Origin of the sequence: Streptomyces sp. NBC_00443, assembly GCF_036014175.1 — a bacterium.
GTDB lineage: Bacteria > Actinomycetota > Actinomycetes > Streptomycetales > Streptomycetaceae > Streptomyces.
The window spans coordinates 8,105,648-8,129,273 of sequence record NZ_CP107917.1 but is presented as its reverse complement, the minus strand read 5'-3'; the positions used below and the strand labels follow the sequence as shown (position 1 = coordinate 8,129,273).

At 70.3% G+C, this 23,626-nt stretch carries 21 protein-coding genes and 1 pseudogene; 10 read left to right on the top strand and 12 right to left on the bottom strand.

Annotated features, from left to right (window positions below):
* Nucleotides 1–31 precede the first annotated feature (31 nt).
* From OHO27_RS37050 to exaC, 3 genes are all read left to right on the top strand, one after another.
* Nucleotides 32–631: an N-acetylmuramoyl-L-alanine amidase gene (locus OHO27_RS37050; RefSeq protein ID WP_328429301.1), complete on the top strand. Its 600-nt coding sequence runs from the start codon at nucleotides 32–34 to the stop codon at nucleotides 629–631.
* Between the two features lie 118 nt (nucleotides 632–749).
* A complete protein-coding gene (locus OHO27_RS37045; protein WP_328430660.1) occupies nucleotides 750–2,027 on the top strand; it encodes a GAF domain-containing protein in 1,278 nt (425 codons plus the stop codon).
* 140 nt (nucleotides 2,028–2,167) lie between these two features.
* Nucleotides 2,168–3,691: an acetaldehyde dehydrogenase ExaC gene (gene exaC, locus OHO27_RS37040; protein WP_328429300.1), complete on the top strand. Its 1,524-nt coding sequence runs from the start codon at nucleotides 2,168–2,170 to the stop codon at nucleotides 3,689–3,691.
* Between the two features lie 272 nt (nucleotides 3,692–3,963).
* On the opposite strand, the gene OHO27_RS37035 is transcribed toward exaC, so the two are convergent.
* The 3 genes from OHO27_RS37035 to OHO27_RS37025 form a co-directional block, all read right to left on the bottom strand.
* Complete coding sequence (locus tag OHO27_RS37035; RefSeq protein ID WP_328429299.1) at nucleotides 3,964–4,599, bottom strand: hypothetical protein; 636 nt, start codon at nucleotides 4,597–4,599, stop codon at nucleotides 3,964–3,966.
* An 89-nt stretch (nucleotides 4,600–4,688) separates the two neighbouring features.
* The gene (locus OHO27_RS37030) at nucleotides 4,689–5,288 is read right to left on the bottom strand and encodes a hypothetical protein (RefSeq protein WP_328429298.1); all 600 of its coding nucleotides are present in this window, start codon (nucleotides 5,286–5,288) and stop codon (nucleotides 4,689–4,691) included.
* Nucleotides 5,289–5,507 (bottom strand): hypothetical protein, encoded by a 219-nt coding sequence (locus OHO27_RS37025; protein ID WP_328429297.1) that lies wholly within the window; start codon nucleotides 5,505–5,507, stop codon nucleotides 5,289–5,291.
* Between the two features lie 492 nt (nucleotides 5,508–5,999).
* Between OHO27_RS37025 and OHO27_RS37020 the strand changes: the two genes are divergently transcribed.
* From OHO27_RS37020 to OHO27_RS37010, 3 genes are all read left to right on the top strand, one after another.
* Nucleotides 6,000–6,902, top strand: a complete 903-nt coding sequence (locus OHO27_RS37020; RefSeq protein WP_328429296.1) for a DUF4436 family protein — start codon at nucleotides 6,000–6,002, stop codon at nucleotides 6,900–6,902.
* 49 nt (nucleotides 6,903–6,951) lie between these two features.
* Nucleotides 6,952–7,230, top strand: coding sequence for a hypothetical protein (locus tag OHO27_RS37015; RefSeq protein WP_328429295.1), 279 nt, complete (start codon nucleotides 6,952–6,954; stop codon nucleotides 7,228–7,230).
* 210 nt (nucleotides 7,231–7,440) lie between these two features.
* Nucleotides 7,441–7,656, top strand: a complete 216-nt coding sequence (locus OHO27_RS37010; RefSeq protein WP_328429294.1) for a hypothetical protein — start codon at nucleotides 7,441–7,443, stop codon at nucleotides 7,654–7,656.
* A 32-nt stretch (nucleotides 7,657–7,688) separates the two neighbouring features.
* Here OHO27_RS37010 and OHO27_RS37005 read toward each other — a convergent pair whose 3' ends face one another.
* Entirely contained in the window at nucleotides 7,689–8,576 is an 888-nt protein-coding gene (locus OHO27_RS37005; protein WP_328429293.1) for an NAD(P)-dependent oxidoreductase, read from the bottom strand.
* A gap of 164 nt (nucleotides 8,577–8,740) precedes the next feature.
* On the opposite strand from OHO27_RS37005, the gene OHO27_RS37000 reads away from it, so the two are divergent.
* Entirely contained in the window at nucleotides 8,741–9,973 is a 1,233-nt protein-coding gene (locus tag OHO27_RS37000; RefSeq protein WP_328429292.1) for an AfsR/SARP family transcriptional regulator, read from the top strand.
* A 983-nt stretch (nucleotides 9,974–10,956) separates the two neighbouring features.
* Nucleotides 10,957–11,979: a tetratricopeptide repeat protein gene (locus tag OHO27_RS36995; protein WP_328430659.1), complete on the top strand. Its 1,023-nt coding sequence runs from the start codon at nucleotides 10,957–10,959 to the stop codon at nucleotides 11,977–11,979.
* Between the two features lie 24 nt (nucleotides 11,980–12,003).
* Here the strand turns inward: OHO27_RS36995 and OHO27_RS36990 are convergent, their stop codons facing one another.
* The 4 genes from OHO27_RS36990 to OHO27_RS36975 form a co-directional block, all read right to left on the bottom strand.
* Entirely contained in the window at nucleotides 12,004–13,149 is a 1,146-nt protein-coding gene (locus OHO27_RS36990) for an RNA polymerase sigma factor (protein WP_328429291.1), read from the bottom strand.
* Complete coding sequence (locus tag OHO27_RS36985; RefSeq protein ID WP_328430658.1) at nucleotides 13,142–13,564, bottom strand: YciI family protein; 423 nt, start codon at nucleotides 13,562–13,564, stop codon at nucleotides 13,142–13,144. The genes OHO27_RS36990 and OHO27_RS36985 overlap by 8 nt, the downstream gene beginning before the upstream one ends.
* Before the next feature lie 151 nt (nucleotides 13,565–13,715).
* Nucleotides 13,716–14,117, bottom strand: a complete 402-nt coding sequence (locus tag OHO27_RS36980) for a DUF3592 domain-containing protein (RefSeq protein WP_328429290.1) — start codon at nucleotides 14,115–14,117, stop codon at nucleotides 13,716–13,718.
* A gap of 155 nt (nucleotides 14,118–14,272) precedes the next feature.
* Nucleotides 14,273–15,124 carry a LysR substrate-binding domain-containing protein gene (locus tag OHO27_RS36975; protein ID WP_328429289.1) on the bottom strand — a complete coding sequence of 284 codons (852 nt, stop codon included), beginning with the start codon at nucleotides 15,122–15,124 and terminating at the stop codon, nucleotides 14,273–14,275.
* A gap of 82 nt (nucleotides 15,125–15,206) precedes the next feature.
* Here OHO27_RS36975 and OHO27_RS36970 point away from each other — a divergent pair, with 82 nt between their 5' ends.
* Together OHO27_RS36970 and OHO27_RS36965 are read left to right on the top strand one after the other, a co-directional pair.
* Nucleotides 15,207–15,983: an MBL fold metallo-hydrolase gene (locus OHO27_RS36970; protein WP_328429288.1), complete on the top strand. Its 777-nt coding sequence runs from the start codon at nucleotides 15,207–15,209 to the stop codon at nucleotides 15,981–15,983.
* A gap of 106 nt (nucleotides 15,984–16,089) precedes the next feature.
* Nucleotides 16,090–16,887, top strand: a complete 798-nt coding sequence (locus OHO27_RS36965) for an IclR family transcriptional regulator (protein WP_328429287.1) — start codon at nucleotides 16,090–16,092, stop codon at nucleotides 16,885–16,887.
* 6 nt (nucleotides 16,888–16,893) lie between these two features.
* Here OHO27_RS36965 and OHO27_RS36960 read toward each other — a convergent pair whose 3' ends face one another.
* The 4 genes and pseudogenes from OHO27_RS36960 to OHO27_RS36945 form a co-directional block, all read right to left on the bottom strand.
* Entirely contained in the window at nucleotides 16,894–19,332 is a 2,439-nt protein-coding gene (locus OHO27_RS36960; RefSeq protein WP_328429286.1) for a GcvT family protein, read from the bottom strand.
* Nucleotides 19,333–19,546: 214 nt separating this feature from the next.
* Nucleotides 19,547–20,518, bottom strand: a complete 972-nt coding sequence (locus OHO27_RS36955) for an ABC transporter substrate-binding protein (protein ID WP_328429285.1) — start codon at nucleotides 20,516–20,518, stop codon at nucleotides 19,547–19,549.
* Between the two features lie 13 nt (nucleotides 20,519–20,531).
* Nucleotides 20,532–22,535 (bottom strand): ABC transporter permease, encoded by a 2,004-nt coding sequence (locus OHO27_RS36950; RefSeq protein WP_328429284.1) that lies wholly within the window; start codon nucleotides 22,533–22,535, stop codon nucleotides 20,532–20,534.
* A pseudogene (locus OHO27_RS36945) lies at nucleotides 22,535–23,619 on the bottom strand (quaternary amine ABC transporter ATP-binding protein). The gene OHO27_RS36950 and the pseudogene OHO27_RS36945 overlap by 1 nt, the downstream one beginning before the upstream one ends.
* Nucleotides 23,620–23,626 lie beyond the last annotated feature (7 nt).

Below are 23,626 nucleotides of genomic sequence, written 5' to 3'. Positions count from 1 at the left end.
GCAATCCTCCGCCCCTGAAAGGCAAACTCCTTTGGAACGCGCAAGACCACGCCCCAGCCGCCGGCTGATCCTCCAAGGCACCGCTCTCGCCGCAGTCCCGTACGTCCTGCTCCCCGAGCGGCCGTCCGGTGCGCATGTCCCCGCACCGGACTACGCGCCCGCAGTGTGGCGCCCGGCGAGCGCCGGCAACTACACAGTGGCGAACCACGCAGCGGTCCGCCCTGTCGATCGGGTGATCATCCACGTAACACAGACCACCTACACCAAGACCCTGTTCGTCTTCGAGAACCCCAGGAAGCACGTGTCCGCGCACTACGTCGTCCGGTCGGCCGACGGACACACGTCACAGTGCGTCCGCGAGGCGGACATCGCCTGGCACGCCGGAGACTGGGAGCACAACACGCGCAGCATCGGCGTAGAGCACGAGGGCTGGGTCGACGAGCCCTCCTACTTCACCGACGTCATGTACGAGGCGTCTGCCCGGCTCACAGCTGCCATCTGCACCAGGTACGGCATACCGAAGGATCGCGAACACATCATCGGCCACCACGAGGTGCCGGGCACCGACCACACCGATCCCGGCCCGCACTGGGACTGGGAGGGCTACATACGGTTGGTCAAAGCGGCCTGAGAGTTCACGTGGGGTCACCGGCGTGGCCATCGTTCGAGTGACCCGGGTCGAAAAGGTTGTCCGCGTGCGCACCCGGAGTGACGATGTCCTCAGCCGCATCGCCTTCCGGGAGGCCGAGTTGACCGATCCATGGGTGGCTCTGGAGCCGGGGGCCGACCCTGCCGAGAGGGTACGGGTGCTGCGTCATGCTCATGAGACGTTCACCGAGGTGGGCACGGTGCCGAAGCCGGTGCGTGCCGTGGTGGCCGACTCATGGCGCCGTTCGGCGCGGGCGGGTGTGGGTCCGGACGGGACCGCGAGCGTGGAGCTGGCTGACGGCGATCTCGGCGCTTATCGCGCCGAGCATCCGCTGGCACGGGTGATGCCGCTGTTCCGGGAGCTGTTGGGCACCTTCGCCGCCGACGGGGAGCATCTGCTCGCGGTATGCGACACGCACGGCAGGCTGCTGTGGGTCGAGGGTGATCCGACGACCCGGCGCAGAGCGGGGCGGATGAACTTCGTGCCGGGTGCGCGGTGGGCGGAGACAGCGGTGGGGACGAACGCGCCGGGCACGGCGGTCGCGGTGGACCGGCCGGTGCAGGTGTTCGCGGCCGAGCATTTCATCCGCCGGGTGCAGCCCTGGACCTGTGCGGCGGCGCCGGTGCACGATCCTCGCACGGGGCGGGTGCTCGGGGCGGTGGACATCACCGGCGGCGACAGGCTCGCGCATCCGCACAGCCTGGGGTTCGTGCAGGCTGTGGCGCGGGCCGCGGAGTCCCAACTGGCGCTGCTGGCCCCGCAGGTGTCCGCCGCCGACACGCCCGAGCTGTGCGCGCTGGGCCGCGACGAGGCGCAGTTGCGCATCGGGGGCCGCAGGGTCAGGCTCAGTCGCCGGCACAGCGAGATCCTGGTGCTGCTGGCGCGCCACCCGGAGGGGCTGACCGGTGACGAGTTGCTGTGTGCGCTGTACGAGGACGAGTCGGTGACGCCCGTGACCCTGCGGGCCGAACTGGCCCGCCTGCGCCGAGTCCTCGCCCCGGGGCTGCTCGGCTCCCGCCCCTACCGGCTCACGGTGCCGGTCGAGTCGGACGTGGCAGTCGTCGAACGCCGTCTGGATGCCGGTGCGGTCACTGGCGCGGCCATGGCATACGCCGGCCCGCTGCTGCCCGGCTCCCAGGCACCGGCGGTGGTGCGGCTCCGGCGGCGCCTCGCGGACGGGGTCCGTACGGCGTTGATAACCCGTCGTGATCCCGACCTGCTGGCCGACTGGGCACACGCGCCGTGGGGCGAGGACGACCTCGACGTATGGCGGGCACTCGCGGCGGTGCGTCCGACGTCGGCGGTCCGGTCGCGGCTGGCCGCCTTGGAGTCCGAACTCACGGCACCGCCCGCTTGGGAACGCCGCCCGACCCGCTGACCGAGTTCCGTCCTTGTCGAGAGCCTCGGCGCCCTGGCTCTACCCCAGGCGCGCGCAACGTACTTGCAACCTCGCCGTCCCTAGCCTCGCGCCGAGAGCTGCCCAACGGCGGGCAGCGCTTCTTCGGGAGGCAGAGCAGTATGACCCGTTATGCGGCGCCCGGCACCGAGGGTGCGATCGTCTCCTACCAGGCGCGCTACGACCACTTCATCGGCGGTGAGTACGTGCCGCCGATCCGGGGGCAGTACTTCGAGAACCCGTCGCCGGTGAACGGACAGCCGTTCACCGAGATCGCGAGGGGCACGGCGGCGGACGTGGAGCGGGCGCTCGACGCAGCGCACGCGGCCGCCCCCGCGTGGGGCCGGATGTCGGTGACCGAGCGGGCCGACATCCTGCTCAAGATCGCGGACCGGATGGCGGCGAACCTGGAGCAGTTGGCGGTCGCAGAGAGCTGGGAGAACGGCAAGCCGGTGCGCGAGACGCTGGCGGCGGACATCCCGCTGGCCATCGACCACTTCCGCTACTTCGCGGGCGCGATCAGGGCGCAGGAAGGGTCGCTCGGCGAGGTCGACGACGACACGGTGGCGTACCACTTCCACGAGCCGTTGGGCGTGGTCGCGCAGATCATCCCGTGGAACTTCCCGATCCTCATGGCCACCTGGAAGCTCGCCCCCGCGCTGGCGGCCGGCAACGCGGTCGTACTCAAGCCGGCCGAACAGACCCCGGCGTCCATCCACTACTGGCTCAGCCTGGTCGCCGATCTGCTCCCGCCCGGCGTGCTCAACATCGTCAACGGCTTCGGCGTGGAGGCGGGCAAGCCGCTGGCGTCGAGCCCCAGGGTGGCCAAAGTGGCGTTCACCGGTGAGACCACGACCGGCCGGCTGATCATGCAGTACGCCTCGGAGAACATCACCCCGGTCACCCTCGAACTCGGCGGCAAGTCCCCGAACATCTTCTTCGACGACGTCTGGGCGGCGAACGACGACTTCCGGGACAAGGCGCTCGAAGGTTTCACGATGTTCGCGCTCAACCAGGGCGAGGTGTGCACCTGCCCGTCCCGGGCGCTGGTCCAGCGCGGCCAGTACGCCGAGTTCATGGAGGCGGCGGTCGCCCGCACCGAGCAGATCAAGAGCGGCCACCCCCTCGACACGGACACGATGATCGGCGCGCAGGCCTCCAATGACCAGCTGGAGAAGATCCTCTCCTACCTGGACATCGGCCGACAGGAAGGCGCGAGGGTTCTCACGGGCGGTGAACGCATCGAGCACGACGGCGAGTTGAAGGGGGGCTACTACGTCCAGCCGACGATCTTCGAGGGCGACAACCGCATGCGGATCTTCCAGGAGGAGATCTTCGGCCCGGTCGTCTCGGTGACACCCTTCGACGACTTCGGCGACGCCATCAAGATCGCCAACGACACGCTGTACGGCCTCGGCGCGGGCGTGTGGACCCGCGACATCAACACCGCGTACCGCGCGGGCCGCGCGATCCAGGCGGGCCGCGTCTGGACGAACTGCTACCACGCTTATCCGGCGCACGCGGCGTTCGGTGGCTACAAGGGCTCGGGGATCGGGCGTGAGACGCACAAGATGATGCTGGAGCACTACCAGCAGACGAAGAACATTCTTTGTTCTTACAGCCCTCGGAAACTTGGCTTCTTCTAGAGGGTGAAGTCGGTCGCCTGGAGGCACCGTTGCACTCCAGGCAACCTGACACGGTAGCCATGCTCCGTGAAAATCCGACACCTTGCGTTGGTTCAGTACTGCAGCCGGGTGCGGGTCCGGCCGGGGCTGTCCACGCACTTCTACGGCACCCGGCACGAGTTGGGCGTGGAGAAGATGAAGGACGCCATGCGGAGCGTCGATCCCGAGGGCACGTGGGCGCGCACCCCGAACCAACTGGAGCGCTGGGGGCCGCCTGCAATCACGGGGACGGCTCAGCGCGGCTGCTGCCCTCTGACGAGCGCAGTGGGCAGTGCCGCGTCGAGGACCAGATCACGCGGCAGCGCCAGTTCGAAGCGCTGCTCCAGAACGGCAAGAGATGCACGGTGCGCCGTGTCCCTCTCCCTCTCCTCCGGGATTCCGGCCGCGATGATGTCGGCGCGGACGAGGTCGGCGCCGGGGCCGGTGATCTCCTGCGACCAGGTGTGCATATACATGTCGAAGCCGCACACATAATGGTCGTCGTGGAAGTAGGCGAATGCGGGTGGTGGGACCTTCGGGTTCTGCTTCTCGTAGTAAAGCTCGAAGACGTGGACCCCGTCTCGGGATGTCCCGTCGTGGTACGCGGGCCCGAGGACGGACGGCCAGTGACCGTAGGCAATGGCGAAGCCCAGGCCGGCGTGGTCGCCGTAGCGGACGGCAATGCTGTCGGCGTCGCCGCGCTCCGCGTCGAGCCTGTCGATGAGCTCTTCGGCCTGCGGCCCGGTGGTGGCCTTCCCCGGTACGGGGCCGCCGGGAGCGGCGAGGCGGGCGGCGAGCTGTTCGCCGGTCAGGCCCCGGGCCAGCTTGATTGCGTAGCCGAGCCAGGAGATGTCCTCGTCGGCTATCCATGTGATCCCGCCGGAACTCACTGCGTGTCTCCGTTCTCCGGTGTGGCGCGGCCCGGGGTCGGCCCTGTGACCGGCCCCGGGCCGCACATGCGGTGAGCGTCAGTATCGTGCTACCGGATGTCGCACTTGATCGTCGGCTTCGAGGCGTCGCACGTGTCGAAGCCCGGCGTCCTGACGAAATACGCGTCCTGATCGATCAGCCGGAGCTCTTTGGCGAACGTGGGGAAGCGGCTCATCGAGGTGGAGTTGCCCCACCCGGACATCGCGGACCGGCCGCATACTTCGGACCACGTCGGCGCGGCCGTGCGCTCGTCAACGTTCAGACGCCAAGTACTGTCCGACAGCTTGGTGGCGTAGGCCTGCGCGCACTTGTCGCCCGAGGTGACCTGGTTGGTGCCGCCCATGTCGGAGGGCATTCCGCCGCTGTTGTAACTCGCCGCGAAGGTGAACTCGTCACAGGACGGCTTGTCGCCGGCGGAGATGCCGGTCACCGGTGTGGTATCCGGGTGGCCGGATTTGGCGGCCCAGCCGTCCGGGCAGATGACCCTGCGGTTGGCGTCGTGGTCGCGGCCGTACTTGTTGCGCTCACCGTGCTCGCCCGTATCGCCCCTGCGGTCGGGGAGGTAGCTCAGTGGCGCACCTTCGCGGATCTTCGCCTGGATCGGCCAGGCGTGCGCGGCAGCCGCCGGGGTCTTGGCGGTGTTGAACACCTAGCCGGGCATGTAGTCCCGGAACACGCAGCCCGCCGGGAAGTACACCATGTCGCAGCGCACGAACACCGGGTTGCCGAGGAAACCCTGACTGTTCTCTGTGGGGAACGTCTCCGGCACCGACGTGGAGAACGTCGCGTACGGTGCGAACGCCAGCGCCTGGGAGAGGTCGGAGTCCTTCTTCCCGGACTCGTCCGGCACCCCGCCAGACCACTGCACGGTGGCCGTCGCAGTCTCCTCGTGGGAACAGGCTCACTGTGTTCGTCGCCTTCGAGCACCCGCCGTTCGGCATCGGCCTCGTCGCCGGTGTCGCCGTGGTGGCAGTGCTCCACCTCCTGATGCGGGGGCGCTGACCCGCATGCCGCTCAGCTTCGATGGCACGCGCTCAGGGTTCTCGACAGCCGTCCTTGTTCGCAGCCCAGGGCCTGCTCGCGACGCGACCGTCTTGCTGAGCACGGGTCAGTCCGCAAGGGCGCGCCGAGCCGGCCTTCAGTCATGTCAGCACCCCTCGGCACGGCCGATGAGCCTCCGCCTCCGTGGCGACGATCCATCGAACACCTACAGTAGCCTCCTGTGATCGACAAGTGACTGCGTGTGCGGCCGTGCCGGACGGCAGGCCGACATGCCCGTCACGCGCCGCGCGGGCGAAAGGGCCGCTCCCGACGCCGAGCGGGACGAGCCCGTTGCCCTTCTCACCTCGTCGGAGTCACCATGGCCCCGCCCTCGCACTCGCCCCGTCCACGACGGTTCGGGGCATCGATCCTGCCGGTCCTGCTTCCCCTCGCCCTCCTGATCCTGGTGGCGGTGTCCGTTGGGTCATGGCTGCAGTTCACCGAGCGGAACGCGAACGACACGGTCCACACGGTCGGATCCCGAACCGCCGACCGGGTGGATGTGGAGGCCACCGTCCAGAGCGTCGACGCCGCGGCCAGAGAGCTCGTCCTGCGGGTGCGGGTCACCCCGCACGGGGCTCTCGGCGAGGAGGAGGGGACGGCACCGGTGGCCGATCTCAACCTCCAGACCTCCGTGGCGACCCTCAGCGACCTGTTGTTCGAGGCGCACGAGCGGCTCGCGCCCAAGGACGTGCAGGTCGCGATCACGGGTGGATCGATCAGCGACTATCCGTTCGACACGTACGAGACCGACATCGAGTTCTGGGCACTGATGGGTGGCAAGCAGGTGCCGGTGCGGATGCTCTTCTCCAACAACGCCACGCTCTTCTCCATCTCCGCGACGCCCCCTCCTTCCGTACAGGAGGCCGTCCTGGGGCTGAGGCTGGCCCGATCGGGCAGCCTGCTCGCCTTCGCGGTCTTCATGATGGTCGTGATGTGGGCGCTGGCGGGATCCGTGCTCATCGGGGCCTGGTACCTGACGACCCGTGGTGAGAGCCTGGTCTGGCCTGCCCTCTCCTGGATGGCCGCCACGCTGTTCGCTCTCGCGGCGTTCCGCAACACCGCCCCCGGCTCGCCCCCGATCGGCTGCGTGCTGGACTGGTTCGCCTTCTTGTGGGCCGAGACCATCATCGCCCTGTGCTTGATCGCCGTGGTCGTGACAGGCGTCCGCACCGCGCTCCGCGCCGCCCTCCGCTCAAGCGACACCCACATCACCAAGTAGGGCATGACGGCCCCACTCCACTCCGGCGCCCGCCAGGACCGACAGGGTCGTGCCGCTCGCGCCTTGTGCGTGCACGGTCGTCAGTGAGCCCGGCCCGCCCCGGGGGGCGCGGGCCCTCGCCGAATACGACCGCACCGGGAAGCCCGTGAAATACGTCCAGCAGTCCGGCTGGCAGGGCTGGACCGCCGAGAGGGACCCCGACTGGTATCACGCGGTCGGCTCCTTCCACTACAACACGGTCGCCCAGGTCGAGGTCGTGCCAGGCCCGGCATGCGAGCCCAGGACCACGATCCGCTACCCGACCCACGTGTACGACCGCTACAACTAGGACGCGAACAAGGCGACTCCGGTACCCGCGATGGGCAACGTGTCGGACGCCCGAATGGCCAGGCTCCACCAGTCGGGTCAGGACAACGAGTAATACATGGGCGGGCAGAGCGGAGTACGCACATGGAACGGGTGAGTACGCCTACGGGCCGCCCCACGAGGCCGCGCCGACGCAAGAGGCTGGTGTGGTTCCTGGCCGCTCCGGTACGAGGTGGGCAACAGCCAGGACTCGAGCGTCAAGGACTTCCTTCGTACGTACGACATCACCGCCGAGCCGAAGCGCACCAGCCCGTCCGAGATGACGTGCTCCGACCGCTTCGGCGACGTACGGCGAACGTTCACGATCACCTACAATCCGTCGCCCGAGCCCGGTGGGTACGACTACGCGCGGATCACCGTCAGAGCCAAGGGCACCGACGCAGGCTGAAGGGCCGGGGCGCCTGCCGGACACGGTCATCGCTAAGGGCGGCGGTACGCCTTCACGACACTGGCGTAGCTGTTCTTGGCGTGGCCCTGGGCGATGATGCGCTCCATCAGCGCCTCGGAGTACTTGGGCAGTTCGGTGTCGATGCCGAGCGCCTCGCTCTCCTCGACGAGGTGCTTGAGCGCACCCAGGTGCGTCTCCAGGGTGGCGTCGTCGGCCGGGAACTTCTCGTCGCCGGCGTCGATCTGCGCGGCGTAGTCGGCCGTGAACATCTTGATGGCGTCGAGCCACATGTGCGCCCACGGCAGGAACTCCTGCGCCTTGACGCCGCTGGTCTCCACGATGGCGACGCCGTGCAGGAAGCTGTTGAGGGCACCCCACATCAGGCCCAGCAGCGACACGTCGAACAGGGCGGGCTTGCCGTGGTCGGTGCCGAGGTAGGTGGTGCCGCCGCCGAGGAGCTTCAGCACGGGCTCGTGGGCATCGAAGACGGCCTTGTCGCCGGCGTAGAACAGGACCGAGGTCTCGGCGCCGATGCCGGGCGGGGTGATCATGATGGCGCCGTCGAGGTAGTTGGCTCCGTTCTTCTCCGCCCACTCGGCGCTCTGGCGGGCCTGCTCGGATGAGCCCGTGGTCAGGTTGACCACGGTCTTGCCGTGCAGGGCGTCGCCCAGCGAGCCGATGACGTCGTGCACCACGTCGTACGTCGACACGCACACGATGACGAGGTCGCTCGCGGCGACGGCGTCGGCGGGGTTCGCGGCGAGCACGGCGCCGTCCGCGACGAGGCCGTCGGCCTTGTCCGCCGAACGGTTCCACACGGTGGTGGCGTGACCCGCCTTCAGGAAGGCGGCGGCCAGGGCCTGCCCCATCAGGCCGAGGCCGAGCACCGAAACCGAGGTGTGGGTGTGGTTGTCATCCATGAATCAATTCCTCCAGTACGAAGTGGCCTCGGGAAACCCTGGCATTTGCCCCTTCGGATTCGCTTCGGACGGCTTCGGAAATGCTGCGTGCAGGCACTTCGGGCGCGTGGCCGAGCCCTTTTCGTCGCAAGTCGCGTCGGTCGGCAGCCGGTTACGCTGAGATCATGGAATTCGGGGTACTGGGGCCGCTGGAGGTGCGCACGGACACCAGGCGTGTCGTGCGGGTACCCGAAGTCAAGGTGCGGATGCTCCTCGCCGATCTGCTGGCGCACCACGGGCAGGTCGTCCCGGCGGGCCGGCTCATCGAGGGCCTGTGGGGCGGCTCGACGTTCACGGCACGGCCCTCGGCGTCGCTCCAGGCCAAGGTGTCCCAACTGCGGCGCACACTGGAGGACGCGGAGCCGGGCGGCCGCGAGCTGATCGCGCACCGGCCGCCCGGATACGTCCTGGACATCCCTGCCGGAGCGCTCGACGCCGGGCGGTTCCGCGAACTGGTCGCGCGGGCCAGGTCCGGCGAGGACCCGGAGACGCGGGCGGCGCTGTACACCGAGGCGCTGGCCCTGTGGCGCGGCCCGGCCTTCGCCGAGTTCGCGGATCAGCCGTCCGTGCGGCCGACGGCGGCGAGCCTGGAGGAGGAGCGCCTGACGGCGGTGGAGGAACACGCCGGGGTGCGGCTGGAGTTGGGCGAGCACAGCCTGCTGGTGGGCGAGTTGACGGAGCTGGTGGAGCAGCATCCGTTGCGCGAAGGGCTGCGGGGCGCGCTGATGTGGGCGCTCTACCAGGCGGGACGCTCCTCCGAGGCGCTCGACTGCTTCAACGATCTGAGGCGCCGGCTCGACGACGAGTTGGGGCTGACCCCGGGACCGTCCCTGGAGGCGCTGCAGCAGGCCATCCTGCGCCACGACCCCGTTCTGGCCCGGCCGGAGCCACCCGCGCAGTCGGCCGCGGGGCCGCCTGCAGGTCCGGGGCCGACCGGTTCGGCCTCGCCCCTGGTGGGCCGCGAACAGGATGTGCAGGCGATCCGGACGCTGCTCCTACAGCGCCGCTTGGTGACGCTCACGGGCCCGGAGGGGTCGGCAAGACCCGCCTCGCCCAGGCCACGGCCCAGAGCCTGGCCGGCGCGTTCGGCGAGGGCACCTGGCTGGTGGAACTCGCCGACGCCGGGGGCCTGGAGCGGTTCGCCGACGCCGAGTCGCTGGCCGAGCAGGTCATGGCGACGGCGGGCATCCGCGAGAACACCTCGGACGACGACGCCAAGGGCCCGACGGAGCGCCTGGCGAGCGCGCTGGCCAGCCGGCGGCTGCTGCTCGTGCTGGACAACTGCGAACACGTCGTGGAGGCCGTCGCGCAGCTGGCCGGCCTGCTGCTGGGCCGGGCCCCGCACCTGCACATCCTGACGACCAGCCAGGAACCGCTGCGCACCCGGGACGAAACGGTGTATCCGGTGGCGCCGCTGTCGCTGCCCCCGGAGGACCTGCCGGACCTCGACGCGCTGACGAGCGCGGGCGCCGTACGCCTCTTCGTGGACAGGACCCGGGCGACGGACCCGGAGTTCGTGCTCGACGCCACCACCGCCCCCCTCGTCGCGGATGTGTGCCGGCGCCTCGACGGCATCCCGCTCGCCCTGGAACTGGCGGCCACCCGCGTGCGTTCGCTGGGCATCAGGGAGCTGCACGACCGTCTCGACGACCGTTTCAAGGTCCTCAACAGCGGTTACCGGGACGCCCCTTCACGGCACCGGACCCTTCAGGCGACGCTCGACTGGAGCTGGGGCCTGCTCGACGTCCGGGAGCAGACCGTGCTGCGCAGGCTGTCGGTGTTCAGCGAGGGGTGCGGCCTGCGGGCCGCCGAGGAGGTGTGCTCCGGGGGCGGCGTGTCGCCGGCCGACGTCCTCGACGCGCTGAGTCTGCTCGTGGAGCGCTCGCTGGCGGTCCGCACCGAGGGACCGCAGGGCCCCCGCTATCGCCTGCTGGAGTCCGTCGCGGTCTACGCGCGTGACAGGCTCGCCGAGTCCGGTGAGCACGCCGGGACCGCGGGGCGGCATCTTCACCACTGTGTCCGCCTCGCCGAGCGCGCCCGGCCGCATCTGCACGAGCGGGAGCAGTCGCGCTGGTTCCAGTACCTCGACCTGGAGGCGGCCAATGTGCAGCGCGCGCTGGCCGAGGCCGCCCGGGCCGGGGCCGCGCAGGAAGCGTTGCGCCTGGTCAACTCGCTGACCTGGTACTGGTATGTCCGGGGCCGGCTGGGTGAGGCCCGCAGGGCGCTGGCCACGGCCCTGGACACGCCGGGCGAGGCCGTGCCCGAGGAGCGCCGGGAGGCGGAGTTCTGGCACACGGGCATCCGCCTGCTGCTCGGCGAGCACGACCGGGAGTGCGACGAGATGGACGCGTACGATCCCGCGTCCACCCTGGAGTCGACCAGGGCGCAGTGGTTCCTGGCGCACGCGCAGTGGACGGTGGGGGCGCTGGTCGCGGGCGAGCAGCGCGTCGAGCGCGTCCTGGTCCGCTTCCGCACCCTGCGCGACGCGTGGGGCACCGCGGCGGCGCTGACCACACGTGCCTGCTTCGCCCTGGCCCGCGGTGACCTGGAGTCGCTGCGCGGCAACGCCGAGGACGCCCGCGCCCTCTTCGCGGAACTGGGCGACCTGTGGGGCCGGTTGAAGACGACGGACGTGCTCGGCAGGCTCGCCGAGATCAACGGCGACTACGACCGGGCGGCCCAGCTGCACCGGGAGAGCCTGCGGATCGCCCAGGCCCTGGAGACCTGGCCGGAGATGTCCACGAAGCTGTCGGGCCTCGGCAGGATCGCCCTGCTCACCCAGCGCTACGACGAGGCCGACGACCTGCACACGCGTGCCCTGCGGCTCGCGGTCGGGCAGGGCAACCAGCCCGCCGAGCAGTTCGCCGCGCTGGGCCTCGCGCTGAGCGCCCGGCGCCAGGGCCGGCTGGACGCCGCCGAGGAGTGGCTGCGGCCCTGGCTCGCCTGGAACCGCCGGCGCGGCGACGGACCGGGCCTCGCTCTGGTCCTGGCCGAGCTGGGGTTCATCGCCGAGCAGCGCGGCGACACCGGCCGGGCGCTCGCGTACCACCGGGACGGCCTCGCGGCCGCCGCGACGACCAAGGACCCCCGCTCGGTCGCCCTGGCCCTCGAGGGCCTGGCGGGTGCGTACTCCCTGGCCGGGGCCGCGCAGCGGGCGATCCGTCTGCTCGGTACGGCGGCGGCGGCCAGGGAGCGGGCCGGGGCCCCGCACCCCCCTGCGGAGCAGGGCGACGTGGAGCGCATCTCCGGCCGCCTGCGCGCCACGGTCGGGGAGGCCGCGTACACCCACGAGTTCAGCGTCGGCACCCAACGGGACCACGAGAGCCAGGCCACGGCGGAGTCGACGCACCCGGCGACGCCGTGAAGCGGTGGCACCCAGCGGCGGGGGTCAGCGTCGTCGGCGGGTGTTGAGGCGGGCGGCCTGGCGGGTCAGGTAGTCGCGTTCGGCGAGGTTGGGGGCCTGCTGGGCCGCCTCGGTGTAGAGCCGTGCCGCCGTCGCCAGGTCGCCGTCGCGCTCGTGCAGGTACGCCGCCACCGCGGTGTGGCGGGGCAGCGAGTCGTCCAGCTCCGCGAGCGCGGCGAGGCCCGCGCGTGGTCCGTCGGCCTCGCCCACGGCGACCGCTCGGTTGAGGCGGACGACCGGGCTGTCGGTCAGGCGCGTGAGCTCGTCGTACCACTCGACGATCTGCACCCAGTCGGTCTCCTCGGCTCTGGGTGCGTCGGCGTGGAGTGCCGCGATGGCGGCCTGGGCCTGGAACTCGCCGAGCCGGTCGCGGGCAAGCGCCGACTGCAGGATGTCGACGCCTTCGGCGATCGACTTGGTGTCCCACTTGCCGCGGTCCTGCTCGGCGAGCGGCACCAGGCTCCCGTCGGGCGCGGTCCGCGACGCGCGCCGGGCATGGTGGAGCAGCATGAGGGCGAGCAGCCCCGCCACCTCGGGGTGGTCGATCGTGGCCGCGAGCTGGCGGGTGAGCCGGATGGCCTCGGCGGCGAGGTCGAGGTCGCCGGAGTAGCCCTCGTTGAAGACCAGGTAGAGGACGCGCAGCACGGTGGCGACGTCGCCGGGCTGGTCGAACCGCACGCCGGAGACGGTGCGCTTGGCGCGGCTGATGCGCTGCGCCATGGTCGCCTCGGGCACCAGGTAGGCCTGGGCGATCTGCCGGGTGGTGAGGCCGCCGACGGCGCGCAGGGTGAGCGCGACCGCCGACGACGGTGTGAGCGAGGGGTGCGCGCACAGGAAGTAGAGCTGGAGCGTGTCGTCGAGCGCGGGCGCGGGCCCTGGCGCCGGCTCCTCGTCGACGAGGTCCTCACGCCGGCGCCGGGCGGCGTCCGACCGGGTCGCGTCGAGGAACTTGCGCCACGCCACGGTGATCAGCCAGCCCTTCGCGTCGCGCGGAGGGTCGGCCGGCCAGACGCGGACCGCCTCGACCAGGGCGTCCTGTACGGCGTCCTCGGCCGCCGCGAAGTCGGCTCCGCGGCGGACGAGGACGGTCAGCACGCTCGGAGTGAGGCTTCTGAGGAGCGCCTCATCCACCGGCGTGGCAGTCCGCGACGGTGGGCGGCGCGGCGAGAAACGGGCGCAGCTCCAGCCACTCGTGGATCGGCTTCCCGCCGGCGCCGGGGGCGGCCGACAGCTCGCCGGCCAGTTCGACGGCCCGCTCGTAGCTGTCGACGTCGATGATCATCCATCCGGCGATGAGGTCCTTGGTCTCGGCGAACGGCCCGTCGGTGACCGGCGGGCTCCCCTCACCGTCGTACCGCACCCACGTCCCCTCGGGGGCGAGCGCCTGCCCGTCGACGTACTCTCCGGCCTTCTCCAGCCGGTCCGCGAAGTCCCGCATGTACTGCACGTGCGCCGAGATCTCCTCCGGCGTCCACTGGTCCATGGGCACGTCGTTCACCGCCGCCGGAGCGCCGCGGTAGTGCTTGAGCAGCAGGTACTTGGCCATGATGGTCTCCTCGGTGCTGGTGCGACCCATTGTGGTCGCGTTCACCCCGGGGACGGAGCAGGTCACCGGTTCTCGACATCCGCGGCCAAGTTTTTTTCGGGCAGGTGTCGGCGCGGACGGAAGATCGCAGGAGTCGTCGCCTTCCCCCAGCTCAGCGGGTCACTGCGATCAGAACCGAAGTACCGAGGAACGTCGTCCCGCCGATCGACAGCAGGATGAAGGGGGCCATGCGGTGCCTCCGGGTGAACACCCGGGCCGTATCGGGCTGTTCGGGCAGGTGAACGACCGGGACATGGGTCCCGATGTCCAGTCCGAGGCCGGTGCCGGTCGCTCTGGGCCGGAACCGGGTACGCCGTCCCTGGCGGTCGGTGAACTCGATCACCGGCGACCACGGATCGTCCGACGCAAACCGCTCCCGGTCGACCACCACCCCCTCGGCGTGTACCCCGTACCGGCGCAGCCGGCCCTGCAACCGCCCCTCGCGGACAGCAGCCCACAGACACAGCGCGCCCGCGAGGGCGCACATCACCATCCCCGTGACCTCACCCGTCATGCTGCACCCGTTCCCGCCATCGTCCCGGCCCGCCCTTCCCGCCGCACGCACACCCGTCTCATGCGCCGGCGTCCCGTCCTTCGAGGAGGACGCGACACAGGACCGACCGGTTCGTGGACCGGCCGCGGAAGTGCGCGCGCCGTACGGAGAGGTGCTCAGTCGCGGTAGGCAGCGGTGGCGATCCGGACGAGGGGCTCGATCAGCGGGCTCGCCCCGGCCTCGTTCCACGCCGCCACCACGCGGCTCGGCGCCATGTCGACGAACGGCACCACGGCCAGCGCCTCGGCCATCTCGTGCCCGAGCGGGGCCATCCCGACCGTGCCGTTCCAGAGGACGGCCTGCACGCACTCCTGGACACCGCGCACCACCGGCCCCTCACGCGGCTCGCCGCCGTTCCAGTACGCCTGCCAGAGCGGGTCGGTGCCGGCCGGGAACTGGAACCAGGGCCGGCCTGCCAGGTCGGCCAGCTCCAGGCGGTCACGGCGGGCCAGCGGGTCGTCGGCGCGCAGCACGGCGCCGACCGGGTCGGCGCGCAGCACGTGCACGGTCAGGCCGGTCTCGTCGAACGGTGCGCGGGTCAGAGCGACGTCGACCAGCCCGGCGCGCAGGCCGCAGGTCGGATCGGTCAGGTCGGTCTCGCGGATGCGGACCTCGACGCGGGGGTGGCGCCTGCGGTACGCGGCGGCCAGTCGTGTGGCGCCCCGGTCCGTGCCGTCACCCAGGAAGCCGATGGTGAGCGTCGCTGCGCCTGCGGCCGTCGCCACGCGTTCGCGTACCCGGTCGGCCCGGTCGAGCAGGGCGCGCGCCTCGTCCAGAAGCACCGCCCCCGCCGGGGTGAGGGCGACGCCCGCAGACGAGCGGAGCAGCAGAGCGGTGCCGACGTCGGCCTCCAGCTGCTTGATGGCCCGGCTCAGCGGCGGCTGGCTCATGTGCAGCCGGGCGGCGGCCCGGCCGAAGTGGAGTTCCTCGGCGACGGCCACGAAGGAGCGCAGCGTACGCAGCTCCATGACAAGGGAGGATACCCGTACGGTATCGAGGCCACCGCATCGGTCCTGGACGCTCTCGGCGCCCCCGCAGTGGAATCGGAGCATGACGAGAGAAGCGGTGACACCGGAAGAACCATTGCCCGACCCCGCCGTGCAGGTCGCCGGCGCCCGGGAGATCGCCGCCGACCTGCTGGTGATCCCGAACCAGCGGGTGGGACTGGTACCGAACATCGGTGTCATCGGCGGTGACCGGGCCGTACTGGTCGTCGAGACGGGCATCGGCACCGCCAACGCCGAGCAGGTCCTCGCCTGCGCGTCCGAGCTCGCACGGGGCCGCCTGTTCCGGGGCCTCGGCGAGCCGATCGCCGACCGCCTCGAAGGCGTCCCCGTGCCCACCCCCGACCTGGTCTACGACGCCGGGTACGACCTGGACCTCGGGGGCCGGACCGTGCGGCTGCGGTCCACCGGCCGCGGGCACACCAAGGGCGACCAGGTCGTCGAAGTGCCCGACGCCGGGGTGCTGTTCACCGGGGACCTCGCCGAGACCGGACAGTTCGCCATCTTCCCGTGGTTCCCTCCGTACGACACGGACGTCTCAGGCGTGCGCTGGCTGGCGGTGCTGGACCGACTGGCCGCCACCGACCGCCGCGTGGTGGTCCCCGGCCACGGCGACATCGGCGGCCCTCAGGCGCTCGCCGACGTCCGCGATCATCTGCGCGAACTGCGCGACGAGACCTGGCGGCGCCGGGACTTCGCGATGGGCGAGGACGAGATCGTCACCGAGGTCCGGGCACTGCTGATCGACAGGCATCCCGAGTGGACCGGCCAGGAGTGGATCGAGCGGGGTGTGGGCTGCCTGTGTGCTGAACACACCGCGTGACCCGCACACCCACATGGACACATATGGACACATGGCGAGCGTCACGCCCCGATTTTCGAACGTCGGCACCATCCCCGCATCCGGTAGGCCGCCGTATAGTTGCGCTATGAGCAACCACGCGGCAGATGGAGAAACAACAGGTCCCGCGGTGAGTGGCGTGCAGTCCGTCGACCGTGCGGTCAGCGTCCTGGAGATCCTCGCCCAACGCGGCGAGGCGGGTGTCAGCGAGGTCGCCGCCGAGATCGACGTCCACAAGTCGACCGCGTTCCGCCTCCTCGGTGCGCTGGAGTCGCGCGGTCTGGTCGAGCAGACAACCGAGCGGGGCAAGTACCGGCTCAGCTTCGGGATCGTGCGGCTGGCGGGCGCGGTCACGAGCCGCCTGGACATCACGCAGCAGGGCCGGCCGGTGTGCGAGCGGCTCAGCGAGGAGATCGGCGAGACGGTCAACATCGCGGTGCTGCAAGAGCATTACGCCGTCAACCTCTACCAGGTACGGGGCCCCGGAGCGGTCGGTGCGCACAACTGGGTCGGGAGGCTGACCCCGGTGCACGCCACGTCGAGCGGCAAGATCCTGCTGGCCCACCGGCCGGCGAAGGAGCGCGCCGAAGTGCTCGCGGCGTCGGGGATGCAGAAGATGACCCCGCACACGCTCACCGCGAAGACCAAGCTGGAGAAGAGCCTCGCCGAGACCCGGGAGCGCGGATACGCGGTGACGCTGGAGGAACTGGAGATCGGACTGCACGCCGTCGCGGCCCCGATCCGGTCCCGCGAGGGCGACGTCGTCGCCGCCCTCAGCGCCTCCGGCCCCGCGTACCGCTTCACCGAGGAACGCATCCACAAGTTCGCCCCTGTGCTGATGAGGGGCGCGGACGAGATCAGCCACCGGATGGGCTCTCCGGACTGATCACCCTCACCCGCGGAGCCGGGACATCGACGGATCGAACAACGGCTCCTCGGCCACGACCGCCTCGACCCGCTGGTCGAAGTAGCCGATGTGCAACGCCGTACCGGGAGCCGCGAGTTCGCTCGGCAGCCACGCGTAGGCGATGCCCTTGCCGATCGTGTAGCCGTAGGCCGCGCTGGTGACGTAGCCGACCGCGCGGTCGCCGTCGTACACCGGCTCCTTGCCCATGACGACCGACCTCGGGTCGTCGATGGTGAGGCAGGTCAGCTTCCGTCGTACCTCCGTCCTACGGCGCTGCAGGGCGGCCTTTCCGATGAAGTCGTCCTTGTCGAGCTTGACGGCGAAGCCGACGCCGGCCTCGTACGGGTCGTGCTCGTAGGTCATGTCGGTGCCGAAGGAGCGGTAACCCTTCTCCAGCCGGAGGCTGTTGAAGGCGCCGCGGCCCGCGATGATGCCGCCAAGGGGCTCGGCCGCCTGCCACAGGGTGTCCCACAGCTTCAGGCCCTGGTCGGCGGTGGTGTAGAGCTCCCAGCCGAGTTCGCCGACGTACGACAGGCGCATCGCCGTCACCGGGACGCTGCCGATGTGGGCGGGCTTGGCGCGGAAATACTTCAGGCCGTCGTTCGAGAAGTCCTCGTCCGTCAGGGGCTGCAGGACCTTGCGGGCGAGCGGGCCCCACAGGCCGATGCAGCAGGTGCCGGGGGTGATGTCGCGGACCTGGACCCTGCCGTCGGCGGGGAGGTGGCGGGTGAACCAGTCGAGGTCGAGGTTGCCGTTGGCGCCGACCTGGAACCGGTCACGGGCGAGGCGGGCGACGGTGACGTCGCTGCGGATGCCGCCGTCGTGGTCCAGGAGGAGGGTGTACGTCACCGAGCCGACCGACTTCGCGACCTTGCCCGTGCACAGCCGCTCCAGGAAGGCCGCCGCACCGGGGCCGGTCACCTCCAGCCGCTTGAGGGCCGTCATGTCGTACAACGCGACCGTCTCCCGGGTCACTTGGGCCTCGGCGCCGACGATGGGCGACCAGTACTGCGCGGCCCAGTCGTTGGGGGTGGGGACTGAACGGCCCTCGGTGAGCGCCGCGTTGGCCTCGTACCAGTGCGGGCGCTCCCAGCCGTTCGCCTCCAGGAAGAAGGCGCCGTGCTCGCGCTGGCGGACGTGGAAGGGGCTGGTGCGGATCGGGCGCGGGTCGCCCGAGGGCTGGAGGGGGTGGAGGATGTCGTAGACCTCGACGAAGTTCTGGCAGTCACGGGCCAGGACGTATTCCGGGGAGAGCTGGTGCGGCTCGAAGCGGTTGACGTCGCACTCGTGCAGGTCGAAGGAGGAGCAGTACCCGTCGACCAGCCACTCGGCCATGGCCCGGCCGACGCCCGCGGAGTGGGTGACCCAGACGGCCTCGGCGACCCAGAAGCCCTTGACGTCCGCGGATTCGCCGAGGAGGGGGAAGTTGTCGGTGGTGAAGGAGAACAGGCCGTTGATGCCCTCCTCGACCTTGGCGTCCTTCGTGGCGGGGAGCAGGGACCGGGTCTCGGTCCAGGCGTCCTCGAAGTCCTCCTGCGTGAACTTCAGGACCGAGGGCATGTCGTCGGCCTCGTCGACGGAGAGGATGTCGTCGGCGGAGATCGGCATCGGGCGGTGGCCGTAGTAGCCGATGCCGATGCCGTCGAAGCGTTCGCGGTAGTAGAGGTCGGCGTCCTGGTGGCGCAGGATCGGGCGGACCGCCTCCGCCGCCTGGCCGGCGAGGGCCGGGACGGGGCCGGTCCAGGCCAGTTGGTGGGCGAGCGGGGTCAGCGGCAGGTTCATGCCGACCATGCGGGCGATCCTCGGGCCCCAGATGCCGGCGCAGCACACCACGATGTCGGCGGGGATCTCGCCCTGGTCGGTCTGGACGCCGGTGACGCGGCCGTCGGCCTGCTGGACGTCGAGGACCTCGTGGCGGGCGAGGAAGCGCACGCCGCGTTCGGTGGCCCGGCGGATCTGCGCCTCGACGGCGAGCACGGCCTTGGCGAGCCCGTCCGTCGGGACCAGGAGACCGCCGAGGACCCGGTCGGGGTTGACCAGGGGGTGCTGCTCGACGCACTCCTCGGCGCTCAGGAGCCGGGACTCGATGCCCCAGGAGGTGATCCAGCCGTGGCGGCGGCGCAGTTCCGTCAGGCGCTCGGGCGTGGTCGCCACTTCCAGGCCGCCGACCTGGAGGAAGCACGGCTTGCCGTCGACGTCGAGGGAACAGAACTTCTCGACCGTGTAGCGGGCCAGCTCGGTCATGGTCTTGGAGGAGTTGGTCTGGAAGACCAGGCCCGGGGCGTGCGAGCTGGAGCCCCCGGTGGCGGGGAGCGGGCCCTGGTCGACCACGGTCACTTCGGTCCAGCCTCGCGCGGAGATCTCGTCCGCGAGCGCCGCACCGACGACTCCCGCTCCGATGATGACCACTCGGGGACCCGCCATCGCCGCACCTCCGGTTGGCTAACCAGTCGATCCGATCCAGTTGCTGCTCACGCAACTTGGTTCAGGTTGCGCAACTCAATGTGCCTGCCGCGCAGGTGGGTGTCAAGGGGGTCCGCGACCTCGGGAAACGCGCCCGGACACGGCGATGCCCGGTGGGCGGTGCGCATCCCGCGCGCGCCGTCCACCGGGCATCCGTAAAGGGCCTGCCAAGGGCCTACTTGAGCCAGGCGTCCACCTTGTCGCGGTTGGCCTCGACCCACTTCTTGGCCGCGGCCTCGGGGGTCATCTTGTCGACCGCTATGTACTTCGCCACGGCGTTCTGGTCGTCGTTGGTCCAGGTGAAGTTCTTGACCAGGTCATAGGCGGGGCTGCCCGACTTGGTGAACTTCGCGCTGACGATCTTGTCCAGCTCGTACACGGGGTAGTCGCAGGCGATCTTCTCCGCGTCGGCGTCGCAGCCCGTCTTGTACTCGGGCAGCTTGACCTTGACGAGCGGCACCTCGGACATGAACCACTGCGGCTCGTAGAAGTAGCCGATCACCCATTCCTTGTTCTTCTCCGCCTTGCGGAAGGCCTGGATGAGGGCGGCCTCGCTGCCCGCGTACACCACCTTGTAGTCCAGCTTCAGGTTCTTCACCAGGGCCTCGTCGTTGGTGACGAACGACGGGTCGCCGTCGAGGAGTTGGCCCTTGCCGCCGGACTCGGACGTCTTGAACTCGGCCGCGTACTTGTCGAGGTTGTTCCAGTCGGTGATGTCCGGGTGCTCCTTGGCCAGCCACGGCGGCACGTACCAGCCGATCAGACCTTTGTTGCCGGTCGGGCCCGCGTCGACGGCGGTCTTCTGGTCGGTGATGTACTTCTTCTTCAGGTCGTCGTGGCCCCAGTTCTCGATGACGGCGTCGACCTCGCCCGTCCCGAAGCCCTGCCAGGCGATCTCCTCCTTCAGGTCCTTCTTGACCACCTTGCAGCCGAGGTCCTGCTCCGCGACGTACGCGACGACCGCCGCGTTGGCCTCGTAGCCCACCCACGGGTTGATCGCGAGGTTGAAGGTGCCGCACTTGCCCGAGCCGTCCGAGCCGCCGGCGCTGTCGTCGCCGACCTTCGCGCCGCCGCATGCGGTGAGGGTGAGACCGAGGACGGCGATGCCGGCCACGCCGTATCTCCAGTGTGTTGCTTGCCTTGCCATGATCAGTGACTCCTTATGCGCCGGCACGTCGCGCCGCTGCCTGGGTGATCCGGTCGAACATGACTCCGAGAAGGACGATGGCGAGCCCCGCGGCGAGCCCCTTCCCGTACAGCTGGCCCTGTGAGAAGCCGGCCACGACGTCGTAGCCGAGGGCGCCCGCTCCCACCAGGCCGCCCACCACGACCATCGACAGCACATAGATCAGGCCCTGGTTGGTCGCGAGGGTCAGGGCGCTACGTGCCATCGGCAGCTGGACCTTGGTGATGATCTGCCAGGTGTTGCACCCGGCGGAGGTGGCCGCCTCCACGGTGGTCGCCGGCACGTTCCGCACCCCGTCGGCGATGATCTTCATGGCGACGGGGGCCGCGTAGACGACGGCGGCGACGATCGCCGTGAAGCGGGTCGCACCGAACAGGGCGAGGAACGGCACGAGATAGACGAACGGCGGCATGACCTGGGCCGCGTCCAGGGTGGGCCGGATCAGCCGGTCCACCAGCGCGCTACGGCCCATCCACACGCCGAAGCCGATGCCGAGCAGCATCACGAGAACCGTGGCCACGACGGTCGACGCCAGCGTGGTCATGCTGTCCGACCACACCCCGGTGCCGACCAGCAGGCCCACGCAGACCGCCGTGGTGATGCCGGCGCGCAGGCCGCCCACGACGACGCCGAGCGCGATCAGGGCCGCGCCGACGAGCCACCACGGGGAGTCCGTGAGCAGCGTCTGGAACGGGTTGAGCAGACCGTTGGTGATGACGTCGCGGATCGCGTTGGTGAGGCCCCCCAGGTTGTCCTGCGCCCACGTGGTCACGCTGTCCGCCCCGCTGGAGATGGCGCTGCCGACGCCGCCCTCGCCGGGGAACTCCGCCGCCCACACATAGGTGTGGGACATGAAGATCAGGACGACCGTGACCGCCGCGCCCACGCCCAGCAGCGGGCGCCGCCAGGCCAGGAAGCGGTTCTTCGAACGCCGGGCCGCCTCCTCGCGTCCACTCGCCGCGGTGGTGACCCGGTCCAGCACGATGGCCATGACGACGATGGCCAGGCCCGCGTTGAAGGCCGTGCCGACGTCGAGGGACTGGAGTGCCTGGACGACGGTCTTGCCGAGCCCGGGCGCGTCGATCAGAGCCGCGATGGTGACCATGGCCAGGGCGGCCATGATGGTCTGGTTGACGCCCATCACCACGGTCCGCTTGGACATCGGCAGCAGCACCTTGGTCAGGGTCTGCCGGCGTGTGGCGCCCATCGAGTCGGCCGCCTCGACCGTGGTCGTCGGTACGGAGCGGATGGCGTGCGCAGTGATGCGGATCGCGGGCGGCGCCGCGTAGATCAGTGTGGCGATGGTGGCGGAGGCCGGGCCGATGAGGAAGAACAGCGTCAGCGGGGCCAGATAGACGAAGGTCGGCATCGTCTGCATGAAGTCCAGGAAGGGCGTCATGATCCGGTTGACCCGGTCGGACAGCCCCGCCCACACACCCAGCGGGATCGCGAACAGCAGCGCCACGAAGACGGCGGAGACGGTCAGCGCCAGGGTGTCCATGCTCTCCTGCCACAGGCCCTGGAGGCCCAGGAAGGTGAAGCCGGCCACCGCAAGGAGCGCGACCCGCCAGTTGCCCACGGCCCAGGAGACGTAGCCGGCGATGCCGACGACACCGAGCCAGCCGATCTGCGGGACGGGGCGGCCTGCGCTGGGTTGTGAGATCAGCTCCTGCACGAAGGTCACCAGGGAGTCGATGACCAGCCGGATCTCGTTGAAGAAGTACAGGAAGAGCGGGTTGGAGTTGCGGTCGGCGCCGATCGAGTCGTTGACGTCGTTGAACCACCGGTGCAGATCGGTCAGGTCGGCCGCCGCCAGGGTCAGGGTCTGCTTGCCGCGCAGCACGAGGAACAGCACCAGCCAGACCGCCAGGATCGCGGCGACCACCATGGGCCGGCTGATCCTGCGCCCGGCTCTTGCGGGAGCGGCCGGTTCCTCGACGGCCCCGGTTTTCTCGGGTTTCTCCACCGCGACGGTCATCACGCGTCGCCTTCCCGCCCGGCGACCACCGCGAGGATCTCCTCGTCGCCGACGATGCCGAGCAGCTTGCCGTTCTCCACGACCTTGACCGGCTTCTCTGCGGCCAGTACGGCCCGGGTGGCCTCGCGCACCACGACGTCCGGTCCCAACTCCGGTCCGTCCAGGGGTCGTCGGGCTGCGCCGGGCGCATGATCCAGCGCAGGGTCAGCACGTCGCCGCGGGGCACGTCCTTCACGAACTCGCGTACGTAGTCGTCCGCCGGGGCGCCCACCAGCTCGTCGCCGGTGCCGCACTGGACCATCTTGCCGTCGCGCATGATCAGGATGCGGTCGCCCAGCTTGAGGGCCTCGGAGAGGTCGTGGGTGATGAACACCATGGTCTTGCCGACCTCGTGGTGCAGACGGATGACCTCGTTCTGCATGTCGCGCCGGATCAGCGGGTCCAGCGCGGAGAACGGCTCGTCGAAGAAGAGCACGTCCGGCTCGCCGGCCAGCGCGCGGGCGAGTCCGACGCGCTGCTGCATACCGCCGGAGAGCTGGTCGGGGTAGGAGTTCTCGTAGCCGGCGAGGCCGACCAGTTCGACGACCTCCATGGCCCGCTTGGCCCGTTCGGCCCTGCCCATGCCGCGGATCTCCAGCCCGAACGCCACGTTGTCGACGACGCGGCGGTGGGGCAGCAGACCGAAGTGCTGGAAGACCATGGAGAACTTGCGGCGCCGCAGGTCGCGCAGGCGTCCCGCGTCGGCCTTGCGGATGTCCTCGCCCTCGAAGACGATCTCGCCGGCGGTGGGTTCGATCAGCCGGGTCAGACATCGCACCAGCGTGGACTTGCCGGAGCCGGACAGGCCCATGACGACGAAGACCTCGCCGGGTGAGACGTCGAAGTGCAGGTCCCGTACGGCTGCGGTGCATCCGGTGCGGTCCATGAGCTCGCGGCGGGTGAGGCCGCGCAACTCCTCGGAGTCCGGCACCTGGTCGGCCTTCGGCCCGAACACCTTCCACAGCCTGCGTACGGATATGACCGGGGTGGAGCCCGAGTCCTGGGGCGTGCCGCGCCGCTGCGGCACCTCGGTCTGTGTGGTCACGTTCGAC